Origin of the sequence: Scleromatobacter humisilvae (assembly GCF_023231945.1) — a bacterium.
Lineage (GTDB): Bacteria > Pseudomonadota > Gammaproteobacteria > Burkholderiales > Burkholderiaceae_C > Scleromatobacter > Scleromatobacter humisilvae.
This window is the reverse complement of sequence record NZ_JAJLJH010000001.1, coordinates 83,138-109,354: the sequence shown is the minus strand read 5'-3', so window position 1 is coordinate 109,354 and position 26,217 is coordinate 83,138. Positions and strand designations below refer to the sequence as shown.

The 26,217-nt window shown below is 72.3% G+C and carries 22 protein-coding genes; 5 read left to right on the top strand and 17 right to left on the bottom strand.

Annotated features, from left to right (window positions below; translation table 11 throughout):
• Window positions 1-127: 127 nt before the first annotated feature.
• From LPC04_RS00490 to LPC04_RS00465, 6 genes are all read right to left on the bottom strand, one after another.
• A complete protein-coding gene (locus LPC04_RS00490) occupies window positions 128-1,945 on the bottom strand; it encodes an aminopeptidase P family protein (RefSeq protein WP_275680214.1) in 1,818 nt (605 codons plus the stop codon).
• 131 nt (window positions 1,946-2,076) lie between these two features.
• Complete coding sequence (locus tag LPC04_RS00485; RefSeq protein ID WP_275680213.1) at window positions 2,077-2,718, bottom strand: hypothetical protein; 642 nt, start codon at window positions 2,716-2,718, stop codon at window positions 2,077-2,079.
• A 160-nt stretch (window positions 2,719-2,878) separates the two neighbouring features.
• A complete protein-coding gene (gene kynB / locus LPC04_RS00480; RefSeq protein WP_275680212.1) occupies window positions 2,879-3,520 on the bottom strand; it encodes an arylformamidase in 642 nt (213 codons plus the stop codon).
• Between the two features lie 33 nt (window positions 3,521-3,553).
• Window positions 3,554-3,979, bottom strand: a complete 426-nt coding sequence (locus tag LPC04_RS00475) for a lipocalin-like domain-containing protein (protein WP_275680211.1) — start codon at window positions 3,977-3,979, stop codon at window positions 3,554-3,556.
• A 98-nt stretch (window positions 3,980-4,077) separates the two neighbouring features.
• Window positions 4,078-5,715, bottom strand: a complete 1,638-nt coding sequence (locus LPC04_RS00470; protein WP_338055421.1) for a bifunctional serine/threonine-protein kinase/universal stress protein — start codon at window positions 5,713-5,715, stop codon at window positions 4,078-4,080.
• A gap of 2 nt (window positions 5,716-5,717) precedes the next feature.
• Window positions 5,718-6,464, bottom strand: coding sequence for a metallophosphoesterase family protein (locus LPC04_RS00465; protein ID WP_275680210.1), 747 nt, complete (start codon window positions 6,462-6,464; stop codon window positions 5,718-5,720).
• A 181-nt stretch (window positions 6,465-6,645) separates the two neighbouring features.
• Here LPC04_RS00465 and acpA point away from each other — a divergent pair, with 181 nt between their 5' ends.
• Both acpA and LPC04_RS00455 read left to right on the top strand, forming a co-directional pair.
• On the top strand, window positions 6,646-8,814 hold the full coding sequence (gene acpA, locus LPC04_RS00460; RefSeq protein WP_275680209.1) for an acid phosphatase: 2,169 nt from the start codon (window positions 6,646-6,648) through the stop codon (window positions 8,812-8,814).
• A 2-nt stretch (window positions 8,815-8,816) separates the two neighbouring features.
• Window positions 8,817-10,103, top strand: a complete 1,287-nt coding sequence (locus LPC04_RS00455; protein ID WP_275680208.1) for a cytochrome-c peroxidase — start codon at window positions 8,817-8,819, stop codon at window positions 10,101-10,103.
• 12 nt (window positions 10,104-10,115) lie between these two features.
• Here LPC04_RS00455 and LPC04_RS00450 read toward each other — a convergent pair whose 3' ends face one another.
• Complete coding sequence (locus LPC04_RS00450; protein WP_275680207.1) at window positions 10,116-11,444, bottom strand: hypothetical protein; 1,329 nt, start codon at window positions 11,442-11,444, stop codon at window positions 10,116-10,118.
• Between the two features lie 120 nt (window positions 11,445-11,564).
• On the opposite strand from LPC04_RS00450, the gene LPC04_RS00445 reads away from it, so the two are divergent.
• Window positions 11,565-12,125, top strand: coding sequence for a 3'-5' exonuclease family protein (locus LPC04_RS00445; RefSeq protein ID WP_275680206.1), 561 nt, complete (start codon window positions 11,565-11,567; stop codon window positions 12,123-12,125).
• Here LPC04_RS00445 and LPC04_RS00440 read toward each other — a convergent pair.
• Window positions 12,111-12,905, bottom strand: coding sequence for an AraC family transcriptional regulator (locus LPC04_RS00440; RefSeq protein ID WP_275680205.1), 795 nt, complete (start codon window positions 12,903-12,905; stop codon window positions 12,111-12,113). The two genes, LPC04_RS00445 and LPC04_RS00440, sit on opposite strands and share 15 nt — an antisense overlap.
• Window positions 12,906-13,006: 101 nt before the next feature.
• Here LPC04_RS00440 and LPC04_RS00435 point away from each other — a divergent pair, with 101 nt between their 5' ends.
• On the top strand, window positions 13,007-13,264 hold the full coding sequence (locus LPC04_RS00435) for a hypothetical protein (protein ID WP_275680204.1): 258 nt from the start codon (window positions 13,007-13,009) through the stop codon (window positions 13,262-13,264).
• Between the two features lie 136 nt (window positions 13,265-13,400).
• Here LPC04_RS00435 and argF read toward each other — a convergent pair whose 3' ends face one another.
• Together argF and LPC04_RS00425 are read right to left on the bottom strand one after the other, a co-directional pair.
• Window positions 13,401-14,333 (bottom strand): ornithine carbamoyltransferase, encoded by a 933-nt coding sequence (gene argF, locus LPC04_RS00430; RefSeq protein ID WP_275680203.1) that lies wholly within the window; start codon window positions 14,331-14,333, stop codon window positions 13,401-13,403.
• Window positions 14,330-15,526 carry an aspartate aminotransferase family protein gene (locus LPC04_RS00425; RefSeq protein WP_275680202.1) on the bottom strand — a complete coding sequence of 399 codons (1,197 nt, stop codon included), beginning with the start codon at window positions 15,524-15,526 and terminating at the stop codon, window positions 14,330-14,332. The genes argF and LPC04_RS00425 overlap by 4 nt, the downstream gene beginning before the upstream one ends.
• Window positions 15,527-15,728: 202 nt before the next feature.
• On the opposite strand from LPC04_RS00425, the gene LPC04_RS00420 reads away from it, so the two are divergent.
• A complete protein-coding gene (locus LPC04_RS00420) occupies window positions 15,729-16,073 on the top strand; it encodes a DUF3579 domain-containing protein (protein WP_275680201.1) in 345 nt (114 codons plus the stop codon).
• Between the two features lie 102 nt (window positions 16,074-16,175).
• Here LPC04_RS00420 and rpsT read toward each other — a convergent pair whose 3' ends face one another.
• The 7 genes from rpsT to LPC04_RS00385 all read right to left on the bottom strand — a co-directional run bounded on the left by rpsT (window position 16,176) and on the right by LPC04_RS00385 (window position 26,213).
• Window positions 16,176-16,487 (bottom strand): 30S ribosomal protein S20, encoded by a 312-nt coding sequence (rpsT, locus tag LPC04_RS00415; RefSeq protein ID WP_275680200.1) that lies wholly within the window; start codon window positions 16,485-16,487, stop codon window positions 16,176-16,178.
• Between the two features lie 217 nt (window positions 16,488-16,704).
• Window positions 16,705-17,892 carry a TIGR03118 family protein gene (locus tag LPC04_RS00410; RefSeq protein ID WP_275680199.1) on the bottom strand — a complete coding sequence of 396 codons (1,188 nt, stop codon included), beginning with the start codon at window positions 17,890-17,892 and terminating at the stop codon, window positions 16,705-16,707.
• A 106-nt stretch (window positions 17,893-17,998) separates the two neighbouring features.
• Window positions 17,999-18,763 (bottom strand): hypothetical protein, encoded by a 765-nt coding sequence (locus LPC04_RS00405; RefSeq protein ID WP_275680198.1) that lies wholly within the window; start codon window positions 18,761-18,763, stop codon window positions 17,999-18,001.
• A gap of 24 nt (window positions 18,764-18,787) precedes the next feature.
• Window positions 18,788-20,104, bottom strand: coding sequence for a S8 family peptidase (locus LPC04_RS00400; protein WP_275680197.1), 1,317 nt, complete (start codon window positions 20,102-20,104; stop codon window positions 18,788-18,790).
• Window positions 20,101-20,766: a zf-HC2 domain-containing protein gene (locus LPC04_RS00395; RefSeq protein WP_275680196.1), complete on the bottom strand. Its 666-nt coding sequence runs from the start codon at window positions 20,764-20,766 to the stop codon at window positions 20,101-20,103. Before LPC04_RS00395 ends, LPC04_RS00400 begins: the two co-directional genes overlap by 4 nt.
• A 127-nt stretch (window positions 20,767-20,893) precedes the next feature.
• Window positions 20,894-21,511, bottom strand: a complete 618-nt coding sequence (locus LPC04_RS00390; RefSeq protein WP_275680195.1) for an RNA polymerase sigma factor — start codon at window positions 21,509-21,511, stop codon at window positions 20,894-20,896.
• 106 nt (window positions 21,512-21,617) lie between these two features.
• Window positions 21,618-26,213 carry a translocation/assembly module TamB domain-containing protein gene (locus LPC04_RS00385; protein ID WP_275680194.1) on the bottom strand — a complete coding sequence of 1,532 codons (4,596 nt, stop codon included), beginning with the start codon at window positions 26,211-26,213 and terminating at the stop codon, window positions 21,618-21,620.
• Window positions 26,214-26,217 lie beyond the last annotated feature (4 nt).

Below are 26,217 nucleotides of genomic sequence, written 5' to 3'. Positions count from 1 at the left end.
CTCCGTGAGTGTGATTGGTCGCCCGCGGGCGTGTTGTCGATGCGGCGCGTGCGCCGTTGACTAGTGTCGCACCGCCCGCGCCGCAGGCGGCCGCGCGGGCGCGCGTGAGGGCGCGGACGCGTGCGCGTCAGCCGGCGAAAGTCTCGGTGCGCTTGATCAGCCAGTCGCGCGCCTCGCCCTCGACCAGCGGCAGCAGGCGCTCGCGCACGGTGACGTGGTAGGCGTTGAGCCAGGCGACGTCCTCGGCGCTCAGCATGCCGGGCTCGACGCAGCGGGTGTCGATCGGGCACAGCGTGAGCGTCTCGAACTCGAGAAAGTCGCCGAACTCGTTGGCGCCGATGGCGACGTTGGCGACGAGGTTCTCGATGCGGATGCCCCACTGGCCCGGGCGATAGAGGCCCGGTTCGATCGACGTGATCATGCCGGGCTCCATCGCGTGCGCCGGCTCGGTCATCGCCTTGCTGATGCTTTGCGGGCCTTCGTGCACGTTGAGGAAGTAGCCGACGCCGTGGCCCGTGCCGTGGCCGTAGTCCAGCTTGGCCGCCCACAGCGGCGCGCGGGCCAGCGCGTCCAGCATCGGCGACAGCGTGCCGCGCGGGAAGCGCGCCCGGCTCAGCGCCAGCGTGCCCTGCAGCACGCGCGTGTAGTCCTGGCGATGCTGCTGCGTGATGTTGCCGACCGGCCAGACGCGCGTGATGTCCGTCGTGCCGCCCACGTACTGGCCGCCCGAGTCGATCAGCAGCAGGCCGTCGCCCTCGATGACGGCGTGCGACTCGGCGCTGGCGCGGTAGTGCGGCATCGCGCCGTTGGCGTTCCAGCCGGCGATGACCGGGAAGCTCAGGCCGACGAAGCCCTGGCGCTTGCGCCGCTCGCCGGACAGCTTCTCGTCGATGGTGACTTCGGTGATGGGGCCGAACGGGCGCCCGGGCGAGGTCGCCTTGTCGAACCAGGCGTAGAACGCGCACATCGCGGCGCCGTCCTGCGCCATCGCTTCGCGCACGAACGCGAGCTCGGCGTCCGACTTGCGGCTCTTGGCGAGCGTGCTCGGGTTGATGGACTCGACGACGCGCACGCCATCGGCCACCTGCTCGCGAAAGCCCAGCGTGATGCGGCGCGGATCGACCAGCAGCACGGCGCCCTGCGGCAGCGCGGCCAGCGCGGCGCCGGCGGCGGCGTAGTCGGCCAGCGCGATGCCGTCGGCCGCGAGCGCGGCCTGCAGCGCGGCGTCGACCTTGCCGGCGCCGACGAACAGCGTGGCCGAGTCGGCGGCGATCAGCAGGTGCGCCAGGAAGACGGGGTTGTAGTCGACGTCGGCGCCGCGCAGGTTGGTGATCCAGGCGATGTCGTCGACGGTGGAGACGAAGTGGTGCGTGGCGCCGAGGGCGGCCATCGACGCGCGCACCTGCGCGAGCTTGGCGGCGCGCGGCTGCGGCGCCTGCGGCGCGGCGTGCTCGTAGACGCGCGCCTGCGGCAGCGCGGCGCGTTCGTCCCAGGCGTCGGCGAGGATGTCCAGGTCGGTCTTCAGCGCGATGCCGGCGGCGCTGAGCCGGCCGCGCAGCGCCTGCGAGGCGGCCAGGCCCAGCACGTCGCCGTCGACGGCCACGACGCCGCCCCGGCGCACCTCGCTGGCCAGCCAGTCGATGTGGTGCGCGGCCGTGCCGGTGGGGATCTTGACCAGCGCGATGCCGCTGCCCTGCAGCTCGGCCTCGGCCTGCGTCCAGTAGCGGCTGTCGGCGAACAGCGCGGCCTTGTCGGTGGTGACCACCAGCGTGGCCATCGAGCCGGTGAAGCCCGAGAAGTGCTGCCGGCCCTGCCAGCGGCCGGGCAGGTATTCGGACAGGTGCGGGTCGCTCGACGGCACCAGCACGGCGTCGACGCCGCGGCTGTGCATCACCTCGCGCAGTCGGGCGATGCGGGCGCGGGCGGGGGAGGTGCGGGTGTCCATGGATGTCTTTCGCAGGTGGCAGTGGCGCAAGGCCGTTCGAATGCCCGATTTTAGGCGTTCGCCAGCGGGGATGCCGGGCGTTCTCCCGCGCGGAAACCGAGGTTTTCGCGGCCGGCGGCGCGGACTGGCCGTCAGGCCGCCTTCGGCGCCTGGCGCGCGCGCAGGTCCGCCGCGGCCAGCCGCGAGTCCTCGTCGTGCGCATCCAGCCGCAGCGCGCGCAGCGTGAAGGGCAGGCCGAGCTCCGCGAGCAACTGCGGCGTCACGCGGCGCAGCCGGAAGTTCTTCTTGTTCGCCTCGCCGACATGGACGACCTCGCCGTCGCCCATCATCGGCAGGGAGAACGCCGGCGGCTTGCGCAAGGTCATCTCCGCCAGGCCGGACTTGTCGGACTCCGAGCCCGCTGCCGGCCCGATCAGGTCGCCGGTCCAGCGATAGGTGGTGCGAAGCCGCGACGCGTCGATGAACACGTGGGTCGACCTCCAGAGCGCCCAGCGCGTGCCGTCGAGCGAGTAGGCATTGCCGTCCAGGCGGTAGGAATCGCTCTCGCCGTCGTAGTCCATGGAGAAGATGCTGAGCGCGCTGTCCGTGCCGCCGAGGTTCTCCTGCAGCCAGACGCCCTCGAAGGCCGCGCGAGGATCCAGCCAGCGGCACAGCCAGGCGCTGTGCTTGGGGCCCTGCGACAGCGCGAGTTCGACGGCCAGCATCACCAGGCCCGCGAGCGCGCCGCCGATTTCCTTGCCGGCGTCGCTGCCCGAGATCCTCAGGCTGCTCAATCTCGCGGCGAAACAGAGCGTCAGGATCGGACCCGCAATCAGATTGAGCACCCGCAGGAACGTCTGCACATGGCCTCCCGGAACGCGCCGTCGACGAACCCCGCACTATCCGCCCCGCTGGCCTCGCGGGCGACCCCGTCCTAGGGGTGGGCGGCGCCGTTCAGGCCAGCGCGCGCAGCACGGCCCGGACCGGGCTCGCGTCGGCCGACGTCAGCTTGAGCGGCAGCGCGATCAGCTCGTAGTCGCCCTCGGGCACGTCGTCGAGGACGAGGTTCTCCAGCACGCGCAGGCCGCGCCGGCGCAGCACCTGGTGGCTGTCCAGCGTCTTGCTGCTGGCCGGGTCGACGCTCGCGGTGTCGATGCCCACCAGCGTCACGCCGAGGTCGGCCAGCGCCCCGACCGTCGCCGGCGCGAACGCGGCGCAGTCGTTGTCGAACGCGTCGATCGGCGCCTTCGCGTACGTGCGCACCAGCACGCGCGCGGGCAGCGGCGCCGCCGCGGGCGGCAGCGCGTGCGCGAGGTGGTCCATCGTCACCAGCGGCCCGGCGCCGATCGCGTGGATCACGCGGCATGGGCCGAGGAAGGGTTCCAGCGAGACCTCGCCGATGGTGGCTGCGCCGGCCTCGTAGTGCAGCGGCGCGTCGGCGTGCGCGCCGGTGTGCGGCGACAGCGTGATGGCGCTGACGTTGACCGGGCAGTCCGGGCCGATGGTCGCGCCCCAGACCTGGCGGTATTCGGTGTCGCCGGGGAAGACGGGCGAGCGGGCGTTGACGGGGGGGGAGATGTCCCAGAGCTTGGTCATGGGGCGCAGCTTAGCGGTTCCTGGAGACGCCGATCACTCGCGCGTGAATCGCAGCACGCCGCGTCCGATCGGGCTGCCCGGCACCAGCGGATTCGGCATCCAGGCCGTGCTGACCTCGAGGGTGTCTCCATCCAGCTTGAAGAAACGTTCCTGCTCGCTGCCGTTCCAGGCCTCGTTCCAGGAGGCGTCGATCTTCGCGATGAACCGGTCGCCGTCGATCCGATAGCGGCCCGTGTAGGCCATCAGCGTGCGGAACAGCGCCAACTGCTTCTCGTCGGTGTTGCCGGGCTCCCGCGCCCTCGCGGTGACCAGCACCATCATCCGCCCGTCGGCGCCGAAGCTCAGGACGCCGTTGGGCTCGGCGCCCCACGGCTGGGTGCGCTGCCTCGAGTCCTGCCGTTCGGTCTCGAAGGAGACCAGCCGCCAGGAACCGTGGAGCGGGGTATCGGTCGGGGCCACGTTCTTTCCTTCATCGGCTCGAGAATCGTGCAGCGCCGCGTCCGGCCGGGACGCCGGCCACCCTGTCCGCCGCCTGTCGCGGTCAGCCTGCGGGCCGCTCACGACGGCGCGAAGTCGCTCGGCGTGTCCGGCGCCGGCTTGCGCGCCGCCTCGCTCGCTTCCGTCTCGGTCGGCGCCGTCGCCCGCACCACCGTGACCGTGCACAGGGACTCCGCGACGACCGTCGACGACACGCTGCCCAGGTAGCGCCGCAGCAGCGAGTTGCCGCGCGCGCCCATCACGATGTGGTCGACCTGGTTGCGGCGCGCGAAGTCGACCAGCGCGTCGGCGGGGTCGGGCGCCTCGAGCACGTGGAAGGTGAGGCGGCCGTCCTCGAGGTTGAGCGACTTGCTGATCGGCCGCGCCCAGTGCTTGAGTCCGACCAGTTGCTTGACGTGCAGGCTCTTGCCGGTGTGGTCGGTCAGCGCGTCGGTGCCGATGCGGGCGATGCGCATCACGCTGACGCACGCGAGCCGCGCGCCGGGCTCGGTCAGCACGATGCGGCGCACCGTCTCGCGCAGCTGGTCGAGCAGCTCGGGCGAGGCGTTGTCGACGTCGACCGCCGCCATGATGATGCTGCTGCGATTGAGCACCTCGGTGGCCGTCGGCGCGACGGCCTCGGCCGGCTCGGCGCCGAGTGCGAAGAACCAGCGCTTCAGGCGTGTCCACTGGCTCGAGCGCGCGATGCGCTCGGCGCGCCGCGTCAGCACGATCTGGTCGGGCTGCTGCAGGTCCAGCGCGAGTTGCGCGGCGGTCTGGTAGCGCTTGTCCGGCTGCACCTCGAGGCACTTGAGGATGACCTCCTGCAGCCAGGGCGGGCAGTCGGGACGCAGCGCGCGCGGCGGCACCGGATCGATCCACAGGCGCTTGCGCAGGCCGCGCACCGACGTCGGCGCGCCGAACGGGCGCTCGCCGGTGGTGAAGTGGTACAGCATCACGCCCAGCGCGAACAGGTCGCTGCGCGGGTCGTTGCGGATGAACTGCACCTGCTCGGGCGACATGTAGGGCCCGGTGCCCATCGGCAGCGAGAACTCCTCTTCCAGCAGGTCGGGCAGGTGTTCGTGGCGCGACAGTCCGTAGTCGACCAGCACGGCCGCGCCGTCGGGGCGGAACATGATGTTGCTGGGCTTGATGTCCAGGTGCACGACGTGCTGGCGGTGCAGGTCGTGCAGCGCGGTGGCCACGCGGATGCCGATCTCGGCGACCTCGTCGAGCGCCAGCGGCGCGTGTTCGAGCCGCGGGCGCAGCGTGTCGCCCGCGATGTGCTCCATCACGATGAAGGGCTGGCGCGTGAAGTCGCCGCGCGCGACGTAGCGCGGCACGTGCTGGCCGGTCAGCGCCGGCATGATCATCTGCTCGACTTCGTAGCCGACGATCGTCGCCGGATCCTCGCCGCCCTTGATGCGCGGCACCTTCATGATCAGCGGCGGCTCGTCGGCGACGGGCGCCGGGTTGCCCTCGGCGTCGACGCGGCTGACGCGCCACATGCTGGCCATGCCGCCCTGGTGCATCCGCTTCTCGAGCAGGAAGCCCTCGACGACCGCGCCCTTCTCGAGCGGCGGGGCGAGGCCGCCGATGTCGTACCAGTCGCGCCCGCCGCGCGAGCCGCCGCCCGCGCCCGAATTGAACGCGCCGCTCGATTGCACCGTGCCCGATCGTTGCGCGGGCGACTTCTTCTTCGGCGGAACGTTGACCACGGTCAGATCCCTTCGGCGAGTCGCGCCGCCAGCCGCTCGGGCAGGCCCGCCGCGCGGATCTTGGCGGCGGCGCTCTCGTGGTCGTAGGGTACACGGTGATACGTGATCCGCTGGGCCGCGGGCTCGAACATCGCGTAGCAGGCGGCGGGGTTGCCGTCGCGCGGCTGGCCGGCCGAGCCGGGGATGACGAGCCACTGCCGATAGCCGGGCAGCGGGATCGGCACTTCGGGCGTGGGCTTGAAGTCGCCGGCCTTGCCGGTGGCGCCCAGGTGGTACAGCGCGGGCTCGTGCACGTGGCCGCAGAAGGTGTAGTGGCAGGTGGTGGCGTGGATCGAGCGCACGGCGTCGGCGCGGCCCTGCACGTATTCCCACTGGCTCGGCGCGTACGCGTTGGCGTGCACATACAGGCGATCCTCGCGCTGCACCTGGAAGGGCAGGGCGGCGAGGAAGTCGAGCTGGCCGGGGTCGAGCTGGGCGCGGGTCCAGTCGATGACCATGCGGGCCTCGGTGCGCATCTGCGGCGTGCCGCCGATGACGGCGGCCTCGTCGTGGTTGCCGCAGACGGCGGCGGCGCCGGCGTCCACCATCTCGCGCACCTGGTCGACGACCCAGGCCGGGTCGGCGCCGTAGCCGACGAAGTCTCCCAGGAACGCCCACTCCGTGGCCCCTTGCGCGCGGGCATGGGCGAAGACGGCCTCGACGGCCTCCCGGTTGGCGTGCAGGTCGGTCACGACCGCGATCTTGGTCATCGTTTCTTCATGGTGCGCGACTGCATGTTGCCAGCAGTCCTTGACAGGCCTCGTACGGGATTACGCAAGCCCCCGCGTCCAGGGGGTGGGAAACCCCGCATTCGGTTACGCCTTGTCCCGAAGCCGAAAGGATTCACGGCGAGAATGCCGCCAACACATCGGCACGAACGAGAGAGCTTCCATGGCCCGACCGCTGCACCTTACTCCCCTGGCCGGCGCGCTGTTCGCCGCCTTCCTGTCGACCGGCGCCGCGGCGGCGTCGCCCGAGGTCTCCGGCGTCGTGATGGGCGTCGACGGCAAGCTCGTGGTGCACGCCAAGGTCTGCATCGACCACAACGGCAATGCGCGCTGCGATGCCAACGAGCACGCGGAGTTCACGGACAAGCAGGGCCGCTTCAAGCTGTTCGGCAAGGGGCCGATCCTGGCCGAGGTCGGCAAGGGCGCGACCTGGGTCGACCCGGCCGCGCACACCGAGGGCGCGGTGGCGCGGCCGCTCGTGCTGCGCGCGCCCGCCGGCGACGCTGCGGGATCGCGGGCGGTCGGGCCGCTGTCCACCGAGCTGCAGGCGATCGTCGACGCGACGGGCAAGGGCGGCTCGCCGGCCGACGCCGAGAGGCAGCTGCGCGCGCGCCTGGGGCTGGGCGACGGCGACTCGGCCGCCACGGCCGCCGCCACGATCGATTCGCTGGCCATCGCCGATCCCGCCAGGCGCGCGCTGCTCGTGGCCGAACAGAACGCGGTGATGGATCGCATCGCCAGCGCCGTCGCCGACAGCGGCCGCAAGGACGACCTCGCCGCCGCGCTCGCGAGCCGGCTCGACCTCGACCGCATCGCCAACGTCGTCGTGATCTACGCCGAGAACCGCAGCTTCTACAACCTGTTCGCCAACTTCCCCGGCGCCACGGGCGTGGCCGTGGCGAAAGATGCGAAGAAGAAGGGCGCGCCCGCGTTCGCGCCGCAGAAGGATCGCGACGACAGCGTGCTCGCCAAGCTGCCGCCGGCCTGGGGCGGCCTCACCGCGGCCGGCCAGCCGGTGACGGTGACGCAGGCGCAGACCACCAACGTGCTGCCCAACGCGCCGTTCCAGATCGACTCGCCCACGCCCGCGTGGGGCACGCCCGCGCTGCCCAACACCATCGTCACGCGCGACCTGTACCACCGGTTCTACGAGAACCAGATGCAGATCGACGGCGGCCTGAACGACAAGTTCGCCGCCTGGGGCGACTCCGGCGGCACCGTGATGGGCTACTTCGACGGCAGCCGCACGGCGATGTGGAAGATCGCGCGCGACTACACGCTGGCCGACCGCTTCTTCCAGGGCGCGTTCGGCGGCTCGTACCTGAACCACCAGTACCTGGTCTGCGCCTGCATGCCGGTCTACCCGGACGCGGACAAGAGCCCCGCGCATCCGACCATCGCGATCCTGCGCACCGACGCGGACGGCAAGTTCACGCCCGACCTGGCGCTGGCCGACAACTCGCCCGCCTCGGCGCTGACCGGCCCGCCCGTGTTCAAGAAGAGCGGCAACCTCACGCCCAAGGACTATCTCGGCGACGGCACCTTCCACAGCGTCAACACGATGCAGCCGCCGTACCAGCCCAGCTACAACCCGCCGACGCCCGACGACACCGCGGGCCTCTACGCGAACCCGCTCGAGCCCACGACGCTGCCCGCTCAGATCGGCATCACCATCGGCGACCTGCTCAGCGGCAAGGGCGTGGCCTGGACGTGGTACGCCGGCGGCTGGAACGCCGTGACGGCCGATCGCACCAAGGTCTACGAGGCCGCGTCGGGCAACTTCCAGTCGCACCACCAGCCGTTCAACTACTACGCCACGCTCGACCCGAAGACGCACGCCGCCGACCGCGCCGCGCACCTGAAGGACTACGACGACCTGGTCGCCGACGCCGCCGCGGGCAAGCTGCCGCCGGTCGCGTTCTACAAGCCGATCGGCAAGGACAACGAGCACCCCGGCTACGCCAGCCTCGCCGAGGGCGACGCGCACATCGCCGACCTGATCGCCAAGCTGCAGGCCGGCCCGCAATGGAGCCACATGCTGGTGGTGGTGACCTACGACGAGAACGGCGGCCAGTGGGACGAGGTCGCACCGCCCAAGGGCGACCTCGTCGGGCCGGGCACGCGCATCCCGGCGGTGGTCATCTCGCCGTTCGCCCGGCGCGGCTTCGTCGACCACACGCCGTACGACACCGGCTCCATCGACCGCTTCATCACGCATCGCTGGTCGCTGCCGGTGCTGCCCGGGCTGCAGCTGCGCGACAGCTCGCTCGAGGCGCACGGCCTGCCGCCGATGGGCGACCTCAGCGCGGCGCTCGAGCTGCACGCGCGCTGACGATGCCTGCGGCGCGCGCGTCGATCGTCGCGGCGCTGCTGGCCGGTGCCGCGGTGGCGCTGGCCGTCGAGCCGGCACCGCGCGCGTACGGCGAGCGTCCGAGCGTCGACGAGCTCGCCGAACTGGGGCGCGCGATGTTCAACGATCCGCGGCTCTCTGCCAGCGGCACGCTGGCCTGCGCCAGCTGCCACGATCCGGCGCGGGCGTTCGGCCCGAACGCGCACACGCGCAGCCCGTTCATGGACGACGACCCGGCCCACGACGGCACGCGCGCGATCCCGTCGCTGCGTTACGCGCAGTTCACGATCCGCTTCACCGAGCACACCACCGACGACGAGGAGACCCACGGCGTCGACGGCGGCCCCACCGGCGGCTTCACCTGGGACGGCCGCGCCGACACCGCGCGCGAGCAGGCCTTGCTGCCGCTGTTCGACGAGCGCGAGATGGGCAACCGCGACGCCGCCTCGCTCGCGCGCCGCCTCGCCGCGGCGCCGTACGCCGCCCGGTTCCGGCGGGCTTTCAGTGCGCCGGGGCGCGATGTCCTGGCCGATCCGAAGCAGACCGTCGCCTGGATGGCGCTCGCGTTCGAGGTCTTCGAGCAGGGCCGCGAGTTCGCGCCGTTCGACAGCCGCTACGACCGCTGGCTGGCCGGACGCGCGACGCTCGCGCCCGCGGAGCTGCGCGGGCTCGCGCTGTTCCGCGACCCCGCCAAGGGCAATTGCGACACGTGCCATCCGAGCCAGCGCGCCAGCAGCGGCCGCGCGCCGCTGTTCACCGACGCCGGCTTCATCGCCGTGGCCGCGCCGCGCCGCGCGGACCTGCCGCCGGCGGCGGCCTCGGCGACGATCCCGGTGCTCGCCTCGCGTGCGCGCGGCGCCGAGGTCGACCTGGGCCTGTGCCGTTCCGGCCGCCCGGGGCTCTCCGACGACCCGAGCTTCTGCGGACGCTTTCGCACGCCCACGCTGCGCAACGTCGCGCTGCGCACGAGCTTCTTCCACAACGGGTCGGTGAAGTCGCTGCGCGACGCGGTCGCGTTCTACGCCACGCGCGACACCGATCCCGCGCGCTGGTATTCGAGGAACGCCGACGGCAGCGTGCGCGTCTACGACGACCTGCCGGCGGACGTGGTGCCGTTCGTCAACCGCGAGGTGCCGTTCCAGCCGCGGCCGGACGGCAAGCCGAGGCTGGACGAGCACGACATCGACGACCTCGTCGCGTTCCTGCGCACGCTGACGGACGCCGACGCCGAGGCGGCCGTCGGCGAGATCACCGGACACGCGGCCCGGTGATCCTGCGCGGCGTCAGTTGTTGGACGACTTGATGAGGCCCGAAGCGCCCACGGCCACGAACTCGTTGTTGCCGAAGGCCACGCCCGCCAGCGGAGCCACGCCGGACGCGTTGCGCGCAGTCCAGGTGATGCCGTCGGGGCTGGTCTCGATGCCCGCGTCGCCGACGGCCACGACCGTGCCGGCGCCCGAGACGGCGACCGAGCGCAGCGAGCCGGCGAGCGCCGAGGTCTGCGGCGCCCACGCCGAGCCGTCGGTGCTGGTGATGATGGTGCCGGTGTCGCCCACGGCGACGAAGCGCGTGCCGGTCCAGGTGACGCCGTGCAGGTTGCCGACGCTGGGCAACTTGCCGGACGTCCACAGGGTGCCGTTGCTGCTGGCCCCGACATAGCCCGAGTCGCCCACCGCCACGTACTTGGTGCCGCTGAAGGCGCCGGCGTTCATCGTGCCGATGCCCGAGGCGGCGAGCGGGGGCAGCGCGGCCCATGACTGGCCGTGGTCCGTGCTGTCGTACAGCTTTCCGGTCTCGCCGAGGGCGATCAGGATCGTGCCGTTGATCAGCCCGTGGATCGGCGTGGCGTTGGCGGGCAGCGAACGCATCGTCCAGGTGATGGCGTCGGCGCTGGTGGCGACGGCGCCGGTGGTCGTCGTGTACGGCGAGGACGACGTGGAGCCGGCGGCGACGAAGTTGCTGCCGCTGTGGCCGATCGCGTAGCCCTTGAGGTGGTCGGTCGAGACGCTGGAACTCAGCGGCGTGACCGCGGACCAGGTGGCTGCGTCGCTGCTCTCGAGTGCCGCGCCGGCGTCGGAGATGGCCACGTAGTTGCCGGCGTCATAGTCGACACCGACGAGGTTGGCCGACGACTGCACGGCGACGGTGTTCCAGGTCTGGCCGACGGTGGCCGCCGAGACGACGACCGCCAGGTTCACCGTCTGCGTCGTCGCGCCCGCGAGCGCGGCGGAAACTATTGCCGTCGCGTTTGCAGTGATCGCGCCGGAGGCCGGCGGCGTGTAGATGACCGTCGTGCCGGTGCTGGTGTTGAGCGAGCCGGGGCCGGTCAGCGTCCAGGCGGGCGTGCCGGTGAGGCCGGTGACGGTCGCGGTCAGCGTGATGGTCGCGCCGCCGGGCGTCGTCGACAACGCCGAAGCCGCCACGGAGAAGCTCGACGAGGGAGCCGGTGCGGGCGGTTGCGGGGCGGGCGCCGGAGGCGTCGGAGCCGGGCTGGGCGAGCCGCCGCCACCGCCGCCGCAGGCGGCCAGTGCGAGCGGCAGCACGGCGACCGCGGCATAGAGTTTCAGCCACGACTTGTCGGAGCTCGCAACGGAGCCGGTGTTCCTGGACATGGGAAAGATCCTTTGATTCGGGGCCCGCCAACGAGCTCATCCGCGTGCGGCAGCTGGCATTCGCTGTGCCCGTCGAGTTCAGGGTTTGTCCGGACGGATGCGCGGCCTAAGATCGGCGCCATGAGCGAGATCTACATCAGCACCGACGTCGAGACCGACGGTCCGATCCCTGGCCCGCACTCGATGCTGAGCCTGGGCTCGGCGGCGTACACCGCGGACAAGCGCCTGCTCGGGACGTTCTCCGCCAACTTCGAGACCTTGCCCGGCGCCGCGGCGCATCCGGAGACGGCCGCATGGTGGACGACGCAGCCCGAGGCCTGGGCCGCGTGCCGCAGCGACCTCGAGGCGCCGGAGGCCGTGATGAAGCGCTACGTCGCCTGGATCGACACGCTGCCCGGCAAGCCGGTGTTCGTCGCCTATCCTGCGGGCTTCGATTTCCTGTTCGTCTACTGGTACCTGATGCGCTTCGCGGGCCGCAGCCCGTTCAGCCATTCCGCGCTGGACATGAAGACATTCGCGATGGCCGTCCTGCGCAAGGACTACCGCGCCAGCTCCAAGCAGAACATGCCCCAGCACTGGTTCGACGACCTGCCGCACTCGCACGTCGCCCTCGACGACGCGATCGAGCAGGGCGCGCTGTTCTGCAACATGCTCAAGGACAACCGTTCAATCGTGCGCTGATCGCGATGCGATGTAGCGCGCCGGCGTGACGCCGTGCGCGCGGCGGAACATCGCGATGAACGCGCTGACGTTGTCGTAGCCCAGGCCCAGCGCGATCGTGGTCACCGGCGTGCCGGCGGCCAGCATCTCCACCGCGCGCATCAGGCGGGCGCGCTGGCGCCAGTCGGCGAAGGTGAAGCCGGTCTCGGCGGCGAAGCGGCGCGACAGCGTGCGCGCCGACAGCGCGCCGAAGCCGGCCCACTCGGCCAGCCCGCGCGAGTCGGCCAGGTCGTCGAGCAGGGCGCGCGCGATGCGCATCAGGCGTGGGTCGGCGGGCAGAGGCAGGCCCAGCGGCTCGGGCGGCGCGGCGCGGATCTCGTCGACGAGGACGTCGGCGACGCGTTGCCGGGCGGCGTCCAGCGCCTGGCCGTCCCAGGTCGCCGCGCGCGCGATCGCCGCGCGCAGCAGGCCGCTGCAGCGGATCGCGCAGGCCGCGGCCGGCAGCGCGGCGCAGGCGCGCTCGGCCACGTAGACGCTGCTGCCGTCGAACGCGCCGTGCGAGCGCAGCGAGTGGCGATGCTGCGGCGGCACCCAGACGGCATGGCTCGCCGGCACCACCCACAGGCCGGCGTCGGTGCCCACCGTGAGCACGCCGCGCGCCGCGCCGAACAGCTGGCCCTCGGCATGGCGATGCGGCGGCGTCACGCGCGTCGTGCGCTCGACGCTGGCGTGCGCGACGAGCCAGGGCCCGGCGCCGCGGCGCAGGCGGGCGAGCGTGTCGGCGAGCGTGGAAGCGGTCATGGCCGGATTACGGTATCGATTGGCAATTCTGCCGCAGACGGGCCACGACGGCCTGCCTACAGTGAAGCCTTCGACACACCGCTTCCCCGAAAGGACTTCCCATGCGCGCCGACCAGGTTCTTCCCGACGACGTCAACCACGGCCAGTTCAACGGCCTCACGATCCGCAAGGGCACCGTCGCGGCCTTCCTCGCGAACGCGCGCACGTGGACGCGCGCGGACGCGGGCGCGGACGAGCGCGCGCAGGCGCGGGCGCGGATCGCCGCGGATGTGCCGGCGCTGCGGGCGCTGGGGTTGTTCGAGGTGCTGGAGATCCGCGACGAGCGGCTGCGCGGGCTGGTCGACGCGATCGGCCACTGAGCGAATGGTGACGCGAGACCTCGCCGGCGCTGCCGCTCAGCAGTCGCAACAGAGATTCAAGGGAGCGGCGGAACCGGCTTTGCCGGGCCGCTCGCGGCCGGCCCCTCGGGGGCAGGGAGCGCCAGCGACCGTGGGGCTAACCAATTCTCCCCAGCAGCAGGTACTCCATCAACGCCTTCTGCACGTGCATGCGGTTCTCCGCCTCGTCCCACACCACCGACTGCGGGCCGTCGATGACCTCCGCGGCCACCTCCTCGCCGCGGTGCGCGGGCAGGCAGTGCATGAACAGGGCATCGGGCTTGGCGACGGCCATCATCCTCGAGTCGACGCACCACTTGGCGAAGTCGGCCATGCGGCGCTCGTTCTCGGCTTCGTAGCCCATGCTGGTCCACACGTCGGTGGTGACGAGGTCGGCGCCGCGGCAGGCGTCCAGCGGGTTGTCGAACAGCTTGACGCAGGCCGTGTTCCTGACGCCGGCCACGGCCTGGTCGAGCTCATACCCGCTGGGGGTACTGACGTGCAGCGTGAAGCCGAGGATGTCGGCCGCCTGCAGCCAGGTGTTGGCCATGTTGTTGCCGTCGCCCACCCACGCCACCGTCTTGCCGGCGATCGCGCCGCGGTGCTCGATGTAGGTGAACAGGTCGGCGAGGATCTGGCACGGGTGGAACTCGTTGGTCAGGCCGTTGATGACCGGCACGCGCGAGTGCGCCGCGAAGCGCTCGATCTTGGTCTGCTCGAAGGTGCGGATCATCACGAGGTCGACCATGCGGCTGATCACGCGCGCCGAGTCCTCGATCGGCTCGGCCCGGCCCAGCTGGCTGTCGCCGGTGGTCAGGTTCACCACCATGCCGCCCATCTGGTACATGCCGGCCTCGAAGCTCACGCGCGTGCGCGTGGACGCCTTCTCGAAGATCATCGCCAGCGTGCGATCGACCAGCGGCTGGTACTTCTCGTAGTTCTTGAAGCGCTTCTTGATCTCCCGGGTGCGCTCGAACAGGTAGGCGTACTCCTGGGCGCGCAGGTCCTTGAACTGCAGGTAGTGCTTCATCAGCGTGTCGCCGGGCTTCATGCGGACTCCGCCACGAAGGCCTTGATCAGCGGCACCAGCTTGGCGACCACCTCGTCGGCCTCGGCGGCCGTGAAGATCAGCGGCGGCACGAGCCGGATGACGGTGTCCGCGGTGACGCTCAGCAGCAGCCCGGCCTCGGCCGCGCGCGTCAGGATCACGCCGCACGGCTTCGCGAGCTCGACGCCGATCATCAGGCCCTCGCCGCGGATGTCGACGACGCCGTCCACGCCCTCGAGCTCGCGCCGCAGCGCGCCGCGCAGGTGCTCGCCGACGACGTCCGCGTTCTTCATCAGGCCTTCGGACTCGATCAACTCCAGCGTCGTGACCGCGGCGCGCATCGCGAGCGGGTTGCCGCCGAAGGTGGTGCCGTGGTTGCCCGGGCCGAACACGTCCTTGGCGCGCTCGCCCACCACCAGCGCGCCCACCGGCACGCCCGAGCCCAGGCCCTTGGCCAGGCTCATCACGTCGGGCTGGATGCCGGCCCACTGGTACGCGAACCACTTGCCGGTGCGCGCGATGCCGCACTGCACCTCGTCGAGCATCAGCAGCCAGCCCTGTTCGTCGCAGACGGCGCGCAGCTCGCGCAGGTAGTCGTTGCGCGCCGGATTGATGCCGCCTTCCCCCTGCACCGGCTCCAGCATCACGGCGACGACATTCCTGTGCGTCTTCGCGATCTCGCGCACCGCGGCGCCGTCATTGAACGGCACGCGCACGAAACCCTCGACCAGCGGCCCGAATCCGGCCTGGATCTTCGGGTTGCCGGTGGCCGACAGCGTGGCCAGCGAGCGGCCGTGGAAGGCGCGCTCGCAGACGATGATCTCGGGACGCTCGATGCCCTTGTCGTGCCCGTACTTGCGCGCGATCTTGATCGCCGCCTCGTTGGCCTCGAGGCCGGTCGAGCAGAAGAACGCGGCGGCCAGGCCGGAGCGCTCGCACAGCATCGCGGCCAGCGTCTCCTGCAGCGGCACCTGGTAGTAGTTGGACGAGTGGATCAGCTTGCCGGCCTGGTCGGCGATGGCCGCGACCAGCGCCGGGTGCGCGTGGCCCAGCGTGTTGACGGCGATGCCGCCCAGCGCGTCGAGGTACTCGCGGCCGTCGGTGTCCCAGACTCGGCTGCCTCGGCCGTGCGACAACGCGAACGGCAGGCGGCCGTAGGTGTTCATCACATGGGGCATGGCGGCGGGTTGGGTCATCGCGGGTCGCTCCTGTCGGGGGTCGGGGAAACAAAAGGCCGACGGTCGGGTTGCGATAACGCTCCCAACGGGGTCGGCCAGAGGGAGAAACATTCTAAAGGCCAGCAGATTGCACACGCATGAACCCGGGTCGTAACCCACTTGATTGGTGCGATGCAACAGCGCAAGGCACAATACGTGGTTCCCCGTCCCACCCATCTCGATGCCGCAGACCGAACCCCGCCAATTCTTCATCCAGGGCAAGACCCAGGATGGGCGCGCGTTCAGGCCGAGCGACTGGGCCGAGCGGCTCGCGGGCGCGATGTCGTGCTTCCGCCCCGGCGGCGCCAAGGGCGGCATCGGCTCGTTCATCGGCTACTCGCCGTATTGCGTGCCGCGGCTGATCGACGGCGTCAAGAACGTGATCGTCGACGAGCGGCTGAAGGCGCTGGAGCCGATGGCCTGGGACTTCGTCATGAACTTCGCGCGCGACAACAAGCTGCAGGTCGTCGAGGGCACGCTGCTGCCCGACGGCACGTTCCAGCCGACGCCCAAGCCGGCGCCCTGAATGACGAAGGCCTCGCGTCGCGAGGCCTCGTTCTTTGCTCTCCCAAGTAAAAAGGGCTCGCAGTGCGAGCCCTCTCTACGTTCCCGCCCGGGAAGCCGCTTCTTAGGCAGCGGCGGCCGGAGCGGCCAGGGCCTTGACCTTGGCAGCCAGGCGGCTCTTGTGGCGAGCAGCCTTGTTCTTGTGGAACAGACCCTTGTCGGCGATCGAGTCGATCGTCTGCTGGGCGGTCTTGAACAGGTCAGCGGCCTTCGCGCCGTCACCGGCGGCGACAGCCTTCTGGACGTTCTTGATGACGGTGCGGAACTTGGAGCGCAGCGACGAATTGTGCGCGTTCAGCTTCACGTCTTGGCGGGCGCGCTTGCGGCCCGACGCGAGACGGACGGTGCGCTTCTTGGCTTTGGAAGAGGTTGCCATTTGGTATTGGTGCTCCGGGCGAGGGGAGAAAAGTCTTCGATCATACCATGCACTGCCGCAAAAAGCACGCGGCAATCAAGAAAAGAACTGGACGGGCAGACAGTCTCCCGTCGCCCGTCCAGCCAGCCCAGGAAAAGGGCGCCGCCATTCCGCTTCCATCCCGAGTCATCCGGCCAGAAAAACCCGTCTTCCAACCGCGGAATGGCGACATTGGCCATCAATTCATGTCGATGCGGCCATACAGGCCGTGCGCTTCGGCGCCCGGGCCGGCGGTGTAGAACAGGGTGTTGCTCGGCTGGCTGTTGAGATCATTGCCGAACTGCAGCGCCCACAAGCCGGGGACGACGATGGCCGAGCCGTCGTTGTTGCTGACGGTGGCGACAAAGGCGCCGGTCGTCGGGTCGTAGACGTTGATCTTGCCGTCGCCGAAGTTGCCCACCAGCAGCATGCTGGAGAACTTGCCGAAGTTGGCGGGCGCCATCGCCAGGCCCCAGGGCGCGTTGAGCGCGCCGCCGGCCGGGATCAGGTGCGACAGCAGGTTGCCCTGCTTGTCGAACACGTCGACCAGGCCCAGGCCGGCGCCGGTCTTCTCGTGCGTGACCGGGTCGGGCTGCGCGTACGTGACGTAGATCTTGTCGCCGATCTGCTGGATGCCGAACGGCGCGTAGCCCGTGGGCAGTGTCGAGTCGACGAATCCACCGGCCGTCGTGACCGGCGCGAAAGCGCCGCTGAACACGTCCACGGTGCCCTTGACGAAGTCGGCCGCGTAGATCATGTCGCCGCCGGTGCCGGTGTCGATCGCCAGGCCCGTGTAGACCGCGCCCGACGTGCTGTTGTCGACGATCGTGAACGCGTGCGTGCCGTCGACGTTGGGTGCCCAGGCCGCGATCTGGCCCTGCAGCGTCGCGAAGATGAAGGGCGCGGCGCCGCTGACGCCGGCCTCGGTGATCGAGAAGTCCGTGGTGCCGTTGAACACGATGCCCGACGCGTCGGTGCCCGTGGGCAGCGTCACGACGAGCGACTGCGCGACGCCGTTGCCGTCATACAGCGTCGACGTGCCGGTGCCGGCGTTGGCGATCCACGAGAAGCCCTGCGGGTTGAACACGAGGCCCCAGGCGTTGACGAGGTTGGCGTCGTGGTGCAGCGCGTTGGTGGCGGCGGTGTCGCTGACCAGCGCGTTGGCCACGTAGTTGCCGCCGCCGGCGCCGCCGAATCCGGTGCCGGTGGTAGGCGTGCACGTCCGGGTGCCGTAGATGTCGGTGGTGCAGGTCTGGCCGCTGCCGGCCGGCGGCGTCGGCGCGGCCGTCATTCCGCCGCTGTCGCTGCCGCCGCAGGCGGCGAGCAGCGCGCTGGCGGCGATCACGAAGGCGAGCGGCAGGGGACGGTTGATCGTTGAAGTGGACATGGTCTCGGCTCCTGGAGTTGGAATGCGACGCGGTTGCAGCGCCTGCACGTGGATGCCGGAGACCGGGACGGCGGTTCAAGCGCGAACCGCTCGTTTCAACCCGGGTTCAGAAGGCGACGCTGGCACCGAGGATCCAGGCGGCGCGGCGACGGCGCGCGTCCACGTCGCTGCGCGCGTGGCCGTCGACGATGCCGTCGCGCGCGAGCCGCAGTTCCCAGTTGGACAGCGTCGCGCCGATACCCACCAGCGTATCCGTGCGGTCCGGGACCTGCGTCTCGTAATACGGCCCGCCGCCGTAGCGCAGCCAGCCGAGGTGGCCGAATGCGTGCCAGTGCTCGTCGAGCGCGTGGCTCGCGTTGAGCTCCGTGTAGAACGTGTGCATGTCGCCGCCGAAGTAGTGCGGCGAGTACCAGGTGCGCAGCGACCAGTCCGGGCCGAGCAGGCCCAGCATGACTTCGGAGAAGTCGTGGCCGTCGCCCTGGCCGTAGTGGGTGCGGTGCACGGCGGCGTCCCAGCCCCAGTCGGGCGACAGCGCGGCCAGGCCCGGCAGCGCGTCCAGGCGCCCGCTCCAGCCCGCCAGCGCATCGGCGCTCGCGAGGCCGCCGTCGCGCGTGCGCCAGAGGCCGGACAACCCGCCGTACGCGCCCCAGCTCGAGTCCGCCATCGCGCTCGCGCGCAGCACCGGGCCGACGTCGGGCGTGCCCGTGCCGCGATAGCGGTTGACGCTGTCGATGCCCAGCGTGGCGGCGAACTGCGCATGCGACGCGCACGGCAGCGCCAGCGCGGCGCACGTGAGCGCGCGCGCCGCCGCCCGGCGGCAGGCAAAGGCGACCGCCGTGGTGTGAGCCGCGCTGCGATCCGGGGTCTTCAATCGCGCGCGTCCTTCAGCAAGACGTCATGGAGAACGGCCCGTGGCGCCGCCGCCGGCCGCGGCGAGCACGGCGCTGCAGCCGGGCGCCAGGGTCGCGCGGGAAGACGAGGACTGCGCCGCGTGCAGCAGCGAGGCGCAGGCGTCGATGCCGCCGCCGGGCAGGCGCACGAGTCGCAGCGCCGGCGCGGCGCCGGGGTTGTCGGATTCGGCGAGCGCCTGGTCCATCACGGCCAGCAGGCCCGACACCTCGCCCGCCCCGAACGAGGTGCCCGAGACCATGCGCCAGCCGCCGCCGGGCACGGTCGTCGGCAGGTCGCGCGCGGGCGCTGCCCAGGCATTGGCGAGGCCGGCCGGCCGCGTGTCGGATTGCGCATCGACCACCGCGATCACGCCGGGGTGCGCCGCCGGAAAGCCGCCGCCGGCGGCGTGCGCGTCGACCGCCGCGACGACCTGCTGCCGATGCGCCAGCGCGACGTCGATCAGCCGCCCCAGCAGCAGGTCGACCGGCCCGGACAGGCTCATGTTGATGACGTCGGCCTTGCGGTCGATCGCGAAGCTGAGCGCCTTGGCCAGGCTCAGCGAGTTGCACAGTGTCTGGCTGGCGCTGACCTCCCAGCAGGCGCGCAGCGCGTACAGCTGCGCCTCGGGCGCGATGCCCACGATGCCGATGCCGTTGTCGGCGCGCGCGGCCACCAGGCCCGCCACCGCGGTGCCGTGCAGCTCGGCGACCCAGGCGCGGTCGTCGACGAAATTGGCGCGCGCCTGCACGGCCTGCGCGAGGTCGGGGTGGGTGTCGTCGACGCCGCTGTCGATGATGGCCACGCGCACGTGGCGGCCGGTGGCGATGGCGTGCAGGTCGTCGAGATGCCACTGCGCGGCGACCGGTTGCAGCGGGTAGAGCGGGTCGGCGTGCCCCTGCGCGTGGAACTCGTTCATCGGCTGCGCCCAGGCCACTTCCGAATGCGCCTGCAGCGCGGCGATGCTGGCGCCGACGTCGGCGCCGGGCGGCAGCGCGAGCACGACGCAGTCCATGCCCAGCGCCGGCATCGCCCACAGCGTGACGACGGTGAGCCCGTGCGCGGCCGCGAGACGCGCGCCCACGCGCGCCTGCGACTGCGCCCGCGCGGCGTCGCCGTAGCCGGCCGCGCCGTAGCTGCCGTCGACCCGCGCGTGCGGCGGCGGCGAGCGCAGCATCACCAGCACCTCGCGCGGCGCCGATGCGGCGGAGGCGGGCGCCGCCACGGCCTGCGGCGCGTCGGCGTCGGCCGCGGTTGCGCTCAGCGCCGCCAGGCCCAGCGCCAGGCCCAGCGCGAGACGGCGGAAGGTGCGCGAACCCGTCATGGCGATGCGCTCTCCAGCGCCTCGACCAACGCGACACCCGGCTCCTTGCGCAGCTTCGCCAGCGCGGCGACGTAGCGCTCGCGCGGCAGCCGCACGACGTAGGAGTCACTGACCGTCGGGCCATCGACCAGGCGCGCACCGCTGTCGTTGAGGCCGTGGCGGATCTGCGCCTCGGTGGCGTCGGGACGGAAGCGGACCACCGCGGTGGCGCCGGCGTCGACGGGCGCCGACAGCGCGTGATACTCGCCGGCCACCGGCGCCGGACGCACGGTGACGCCGATGGCCACGACCAGCGCGACCGACAACATCGCGGGCGCCGCCCAGGCGCGCGCGGGCAGGCGCTGCCACGTCGGCGGCAGCCAGTTGCGGCGGCGCGACGCCGGCGCCGGACGCGGGGCGGCCCGTGGCGCGGCGTCGCCGCCCAGGCGGGCCCGCATGCGCGCCCAGCCGTCCTCGACGTCCACCTGCGCGCCGTGGCCCGGCTGCAGCAGCTGCCATTGGCGCTCGGTCTCGAGCTCGGCGCGGCATTCGGGACATTGCGCGAGATGGGCTTCGACGGCGTCGTGCTCGGCGGTCTCGAGGCGGCCCGTGAGATACCACGGCAGCAGCCGTTGCGTCGCCACGTGCGGGTCGGGTTCGAGGTGAAGGATCTGGCCACTCATTTGAAATACCTCCGCCTTTCGGCTGCGGTGCCGGCGCCTTCGGGCGGCCGTGCGTCGCCAGGCAGCCTCCGCGCAAGGATGGGCCGCGGCCCGGACGGGATCATCGACGATTTCGGACGGGCGCGCTTCATAGCCAGTCGTCCAGCTGGCCGCCGAACGCCGTCCGCAGCCGCTTGCGCGCGTGGAACATGCGGGTCTTGACGGTGTCGGTGGGGCAATCGACGATCGCCGCGATCTCGGGGTAGCTGAAGCCGTGGAAGTAGGTCAGCTCGACGGCGGCGCGCTGGTCGACCGACAGCGCGCGCAGCGCCGCGTCGATCGCGGCGCGCGCCTGCGACAGGCTCATGCGCGCCTCGGGCCGCTCGGACGGGTCGGCCGCCGGCTGGTCGTCCTCGTCGGCGTCCGGCAGCGGATCGTCGTGCCGCGACAGCGCCTTCAGCGCCTTGCGGTAGGCGATCGCGAAGATCCAGGTCGACACCTTGCTGGTGCCGTTGAAGCGCTCGGCCTGGTTCCAGACGACGTAGAGCGTGTCGTTGAGCACCTCCTCGACGAGGTGCTCGGGCCGCAGCATCCGGTGCAGGAAGCGGCACAGCCGCGGGTGGTAGCGCCGGTAGAGCGCCTCGAAGGCGGCCAGCTCGTGCGCGCAGACGCACGCGACGAGGCGCCGGTCCTCGGCGTCGTCGTGCAGGCCGCCGGGCGCCGAGGCGGATCGGATCGATGGCTGGGGTGTCGGGGCGGTGTTCATGGCGTGGGGCTTCGTCCACCGTGCATGCCGCTGAGGTCGTCAACGGTTCAATGGTCGCGCAGGAACGGCCCGTGGGGCCGTCGCGAGCGTGATTTTCCGCACGAACTCAGTTCCAGCGCCAGGTGTAGATCATGTCCAGCGCCCACGACTGCGCGGGCGTCGTGTTGGCCGTGATGGTCGACGCGTCCACGCCCGCCTGGGCGCGCAGCGTCAGGCGCTGGGCGATGCGGTAGATCAGCTGCCAGTTGCCGCTGGCGGTGGTCACGCTGCGCTCGTAGCCGAGGTAGACGCGCTTGGAGATCTGGCGGCCCAGCGTGACGACGGTCTGCTTGGTGTTGTCGGCGTCGGTCTTCTGGCCGACGGCGAAGTCGGTCAGGCCCAGGCGCTTGAGCACCTGGTCGCTCGGCGCCTCGCCCTCGCCGGCCAGCAGCGCCATCGCGGCCTGCTGCAGCAGCGCGGTGTCGGCGCCGCCGACGGTCTCGGGCGCGCGGCCCAGCATCAGCCAGGAGAGCTTGTCGCTGTCGCTCATGTCGGGGTCGCTCATGAGCTTGACGTGCGGCGCCAGCGCGGTGCCGGTGATGGCCACGCCGACCGTGATGTCGAGGTTCGGGCGCGTGGCGAGGATGTCCAGCCGGGGGTCGTTGACCGGCCCGGTGAACGTGATCTCGCCGCGGGTGACGTCCAGCTTCTGGCCGTAGGCGATGTACTGGCCGCCGTCGGTGCGGATCGCGCCGCGCACGGTCAGCAGCCCGCCGGGCGAGGTGATCTGCAGCGCGCCCTTGAGCGTGGTGTCGATGCCGCGGCCGCGCAGCTTCAGGTTGTTGCCGAGGTCGACGGCCAGGTCCAGCTGGGTCGCGCGGCTGGGCCTGGGCACGGCCGCGGCCGCGTCGGCGCCGGGGTCGTCGGCCGGCGCGGCCTTGGCGTCCAGCACCTCGACGTCCGAGTCCAGCGTGGGCGCGTCGCTCTTGCTCAGGTCGAATAGGCCCTCGTCGATGCCCAGCTTGCCGTTGACCTTGACCGCATCCGCGCCGAGCTGCAGCGCGAGGTTGCCGGTGGTGACGATCTTGCGGTCGATGCGGCCCAGCAGCTGGAACTGCGTCGCCTGCAGCTGCAGCTTCGCCACCGGCACCGCGCCCAGGCTCGCGCTGCCGCTCAGGTCCAACGTGCCGTTGCCGCCGACGAGGTGGAAGCGCTCGATCTGCGCCTGGTCGCCGGTCAGCCGGATCGCCGCCTCGCCGTCGTGGCCGTAGACGCCCTCCAGCGCGTTGCGGATCGCCAGCCTGGTCGCCGTGATCTCGCCCGTCAGCTTCGGGTCGCCCCAGCGTCCCGACAGCGCAAGGTCGGTGCGCAGCTCGCCGCCCAGGCGCCAGCCCGGCGGCAGCCAGGCGCCCCAGACGTTCATGTCCTCGACGTGCGCCTTGACGTTGCCGTGCAGCGGCGAGCCGGCGGTCGGCAGCGACGCGGGCGACGGCGCCTCGGCCGTCCAGTGGCCGGCCAGCTCGCCCAGGCGGCTGCCCGCGATGTCGGCGTCGGCCGTCCAGTTCATGCCCTCGGCCTTGACCTGCAGCAAGGCCCTGGTCAGCCCCAGCGCCTGCTTGGTGCTGGTCGGATCCTGCACCAGGTCGGACACGCCGAGGTCGCCGCTGTTGCGCGCGAGCTGGGCGGCGACATGCCACTGGCCGTCGAAGGCGGCGTGCACCTGCGCGGTCATCTGCAGGTCGCCGTGCCAGCCGAGGTCGGGCTGCGCGCGCGCCATCAGCTGCGCCACCGAGAACGGGGCCAGCGCCGCGTCCACCGACCAGTGGCCGCTCGCGCCGGGCGTCGCGGGCGCCGTCCAGAACGACGGCTGCCAGGCCAGCGCGAGTCCCGCGAACTCGGCGCCGCCGGCGCCCACGCGCAGCGTCTGCCAGTTGCCCGCGGCGTCGCGCGACAGGCTCAGGTCGACCGGCTTGACGTGCACCCAGTTCGGATTGACGACCGTCGTCGCCGCGCCGGAAGCGGGCGCCGCCGGCCCGGGCGGCGTCGCGGCGCCGGCCTCGGTGGCGGCGCGCAGGTCGAACTGCGCGAGATGGCCCTGCCACGCCGGCGTGCCGACCGCCTCGGGCTGCCAGCGCCCCTGCAGCTGGACGTCGAGCCGCGTCGCGTTGGCCTTGCCGATGTTGGCCAGGTTGGCGAGCCAGGTCGGCGGACTCACCGGCGCCTCGCCCTGCAGCTGCAGCTGGTGCTGCGCCAGCGTGCCCGAGATCGTCGCCTGCGCATGCGCGATGCGCGCGACGCCCGACTGCGCGTCCACCAGCGTGACCGACGCGTCCAGCGGCGCCTGCGGATCCGTGCTGGCGTGCGCGTTCCACTGCAGCTTCGCGAGCTTGAACTGCGGCCCGGCCCAGTCGCTCAGCTCGCCCTGCGTGACGATGCGCAGCGGCGCCGCGCCGCGATGGCCGCGCGCGCCGTCGGCGATCGCGAGGCGGCCGCCGGTGACCTGCACGTCCAGCTTCGCCGAGCCGTGCGCCAGCCAGTTGCCGCGACCGGCCGGGACTTCCGCGGCGTGCGCCGCCGAGGCCGCGGACGCCGCCGACGCCGCGACGGCCGGCACCAGCGCCCGCGCGTCGTCGGTCTTGCCCCCGGTGGCGACCTTGGTCGCGGCCTTGGCGATCAGCTCGCCGGGAATCGTCTTCGACTCGGCCAGCGTCGCGACGCCCGAGGCCGCGGCCACCGCCGGCGACGCGGTGCGCGGGTGCGCGCCGGGCGGGGCGAGCAGTTGCAGCGACGGCGCGTCGACGCTCAGGTGCAGCTGGTCGATCACCGCCAGCGCGTCGCCGCCCGCGTGGCCCGGGCTGATCGCGCCGTCGACGTGCGCCTGGTTGCCGCCGCTGCGCACCTCGGCCGAGACGGCCCACGGCGCGCCGAGCGCGTCGATGCTCGCCTTGCCATCGAGCGCGAGGCCGGCCAGCAGGCTGTCGGCCAGCACCAGGTCGGCCTTGGCGTGGATGCCTGCCAAGCCCTCCCAGTCGCTGGACGCGTTCGCGAGATGGAGCGCGAGCGAGCCGTTGAGCGAGTTCGGTCCGTCGCGCAACGGACCCGAGTCCGCGAGGCGCCACCACGCGCCCGGATCGAGCTGGGCCCACTGCGCGCGGGCGTTGCCCTGCCACGTGCCGGTACTGCCTCGATTGAGCGCGCCCGTCGCCGTGAGGGTCGCGGCGCCGGCCTTGAGGTCGAACTGCTTCAGCTGCAGCGCGTCGGCGCGCAGCAGCGCGTCGAGCTGCAGCGCCATCGGCGGCGGCGCGACCGCGTTCCTGCCGGTCGACAACGGCGGCGCGGTGCCGGCGAGGCGGCCGGTCACGTGCGCGGTCACGCCGTCGAACGACGCGGAAGATGCCGCCGCCGGCGCCGACGCCGCGCCGCCGCCCCACAGCGACGCGGGCGCCGGCAGGTGCTCGAGTTCGGCGCGCAGCGGGCCGTTGATGCGCCAGGCGCCGATGTGGGTGTCCAGCCGCGCCGGCTGCACCTGGTCGAGATCGAGCTGCAGCTGCGCCTTGTCGCCTTGCCAGCGGCCCTGCGCGCGCAGCTCGCCGCCCGCACCCTTGCCGTCGCCCAGCACCAGGCGCAGCGACGGGATCGCCAGGTACGCGCCGGTCCAGGGCGCCTCGAGGTGCGCCGTCAGCGACGAGAACGGCAGGCCGCCGTCCGACCACGCCGCCGACGCGAGGTTGCGCAGGTCGGCGTCGAGCGCCGCGGGCCGGGTCGTGGCGACGCGCAGGCTGCCCTGCAGCCGCGTGGCCGGCGCGCGGGCGGACAGCGCGCGCAGGTCCAGCTCGGTCGTGTTCAGCAGCACCTCGCTGACCGGCAAGGCCGCGAACGGCGTCACGTGCGCGCGGGCGGTCGCGCGCGGCGCCGCGCGTCCCGCGCGCGCGTCGCCCTGCAGGTCGGCGGCGACATCGAAGCCGGCCAGCGGCCCGCGCAGCGTCGCGCTGGCGGCCCAGTGCGGCAGCGGCGCGGCCGATGCCGCCGAGGCCGCGGGCGCCGCGGCCTGCGGCGCGTCGTGCGCGGTCAGGCTGACTTCCAGCTGCAGCGGCGCGTCGGTCTGCGCGATCAAGCTGGCCTCGGCCTGCACGCGCTCCCAGACCAGGCGCAGGTGGTCGACGCGATGCAGCCTGCCGCCGTCGGCGCCGATGGACAGCGCGGCCTGCACGTCGCGCAGCGGCGCGTTGTCGCCGATCGTCAGCGAGGCGATGCGCAGGCTCGCGACGTCGATCGCGACCGGGCTGCGCAGCGACGTCGGCGGCGTGGGCTTCGTCGGCGTCTTCGAGGGCAGCGGCACGACGTGCACGGCGTCGGCCATCCACGCCGTGAACGAGGCACCGATCCAGGCGCCGGGCTGCGGGTGCCAGTGGAGGTCGAGGCCGGTCACGCGCAGGTTGGCGACGTCCACCTGCACCGCGGTCTCGGTCGCGCGCAGCGAGCCGATGCGCAGGTCGCCGCCGCCGAACGAGCCCTGCACGTCGACCACCGTCAGCCCCGGCACGTGCTGCAGCAGCCAGCGCGTGCCGGCCTCGCTGCGCCACAGCGCGCCGGCGATGGCCACGCACGCGGCCGCGGTCAGCGCGGCGGCCGCCGCGGCCATCGAGGCGATGCGGGCGGCGCGCTGCCAGCCGGCGCGCGGCGGCGCGGCGGGCGAGGGCGGGGCGGCGTCGGGCTCGGTCATCGCG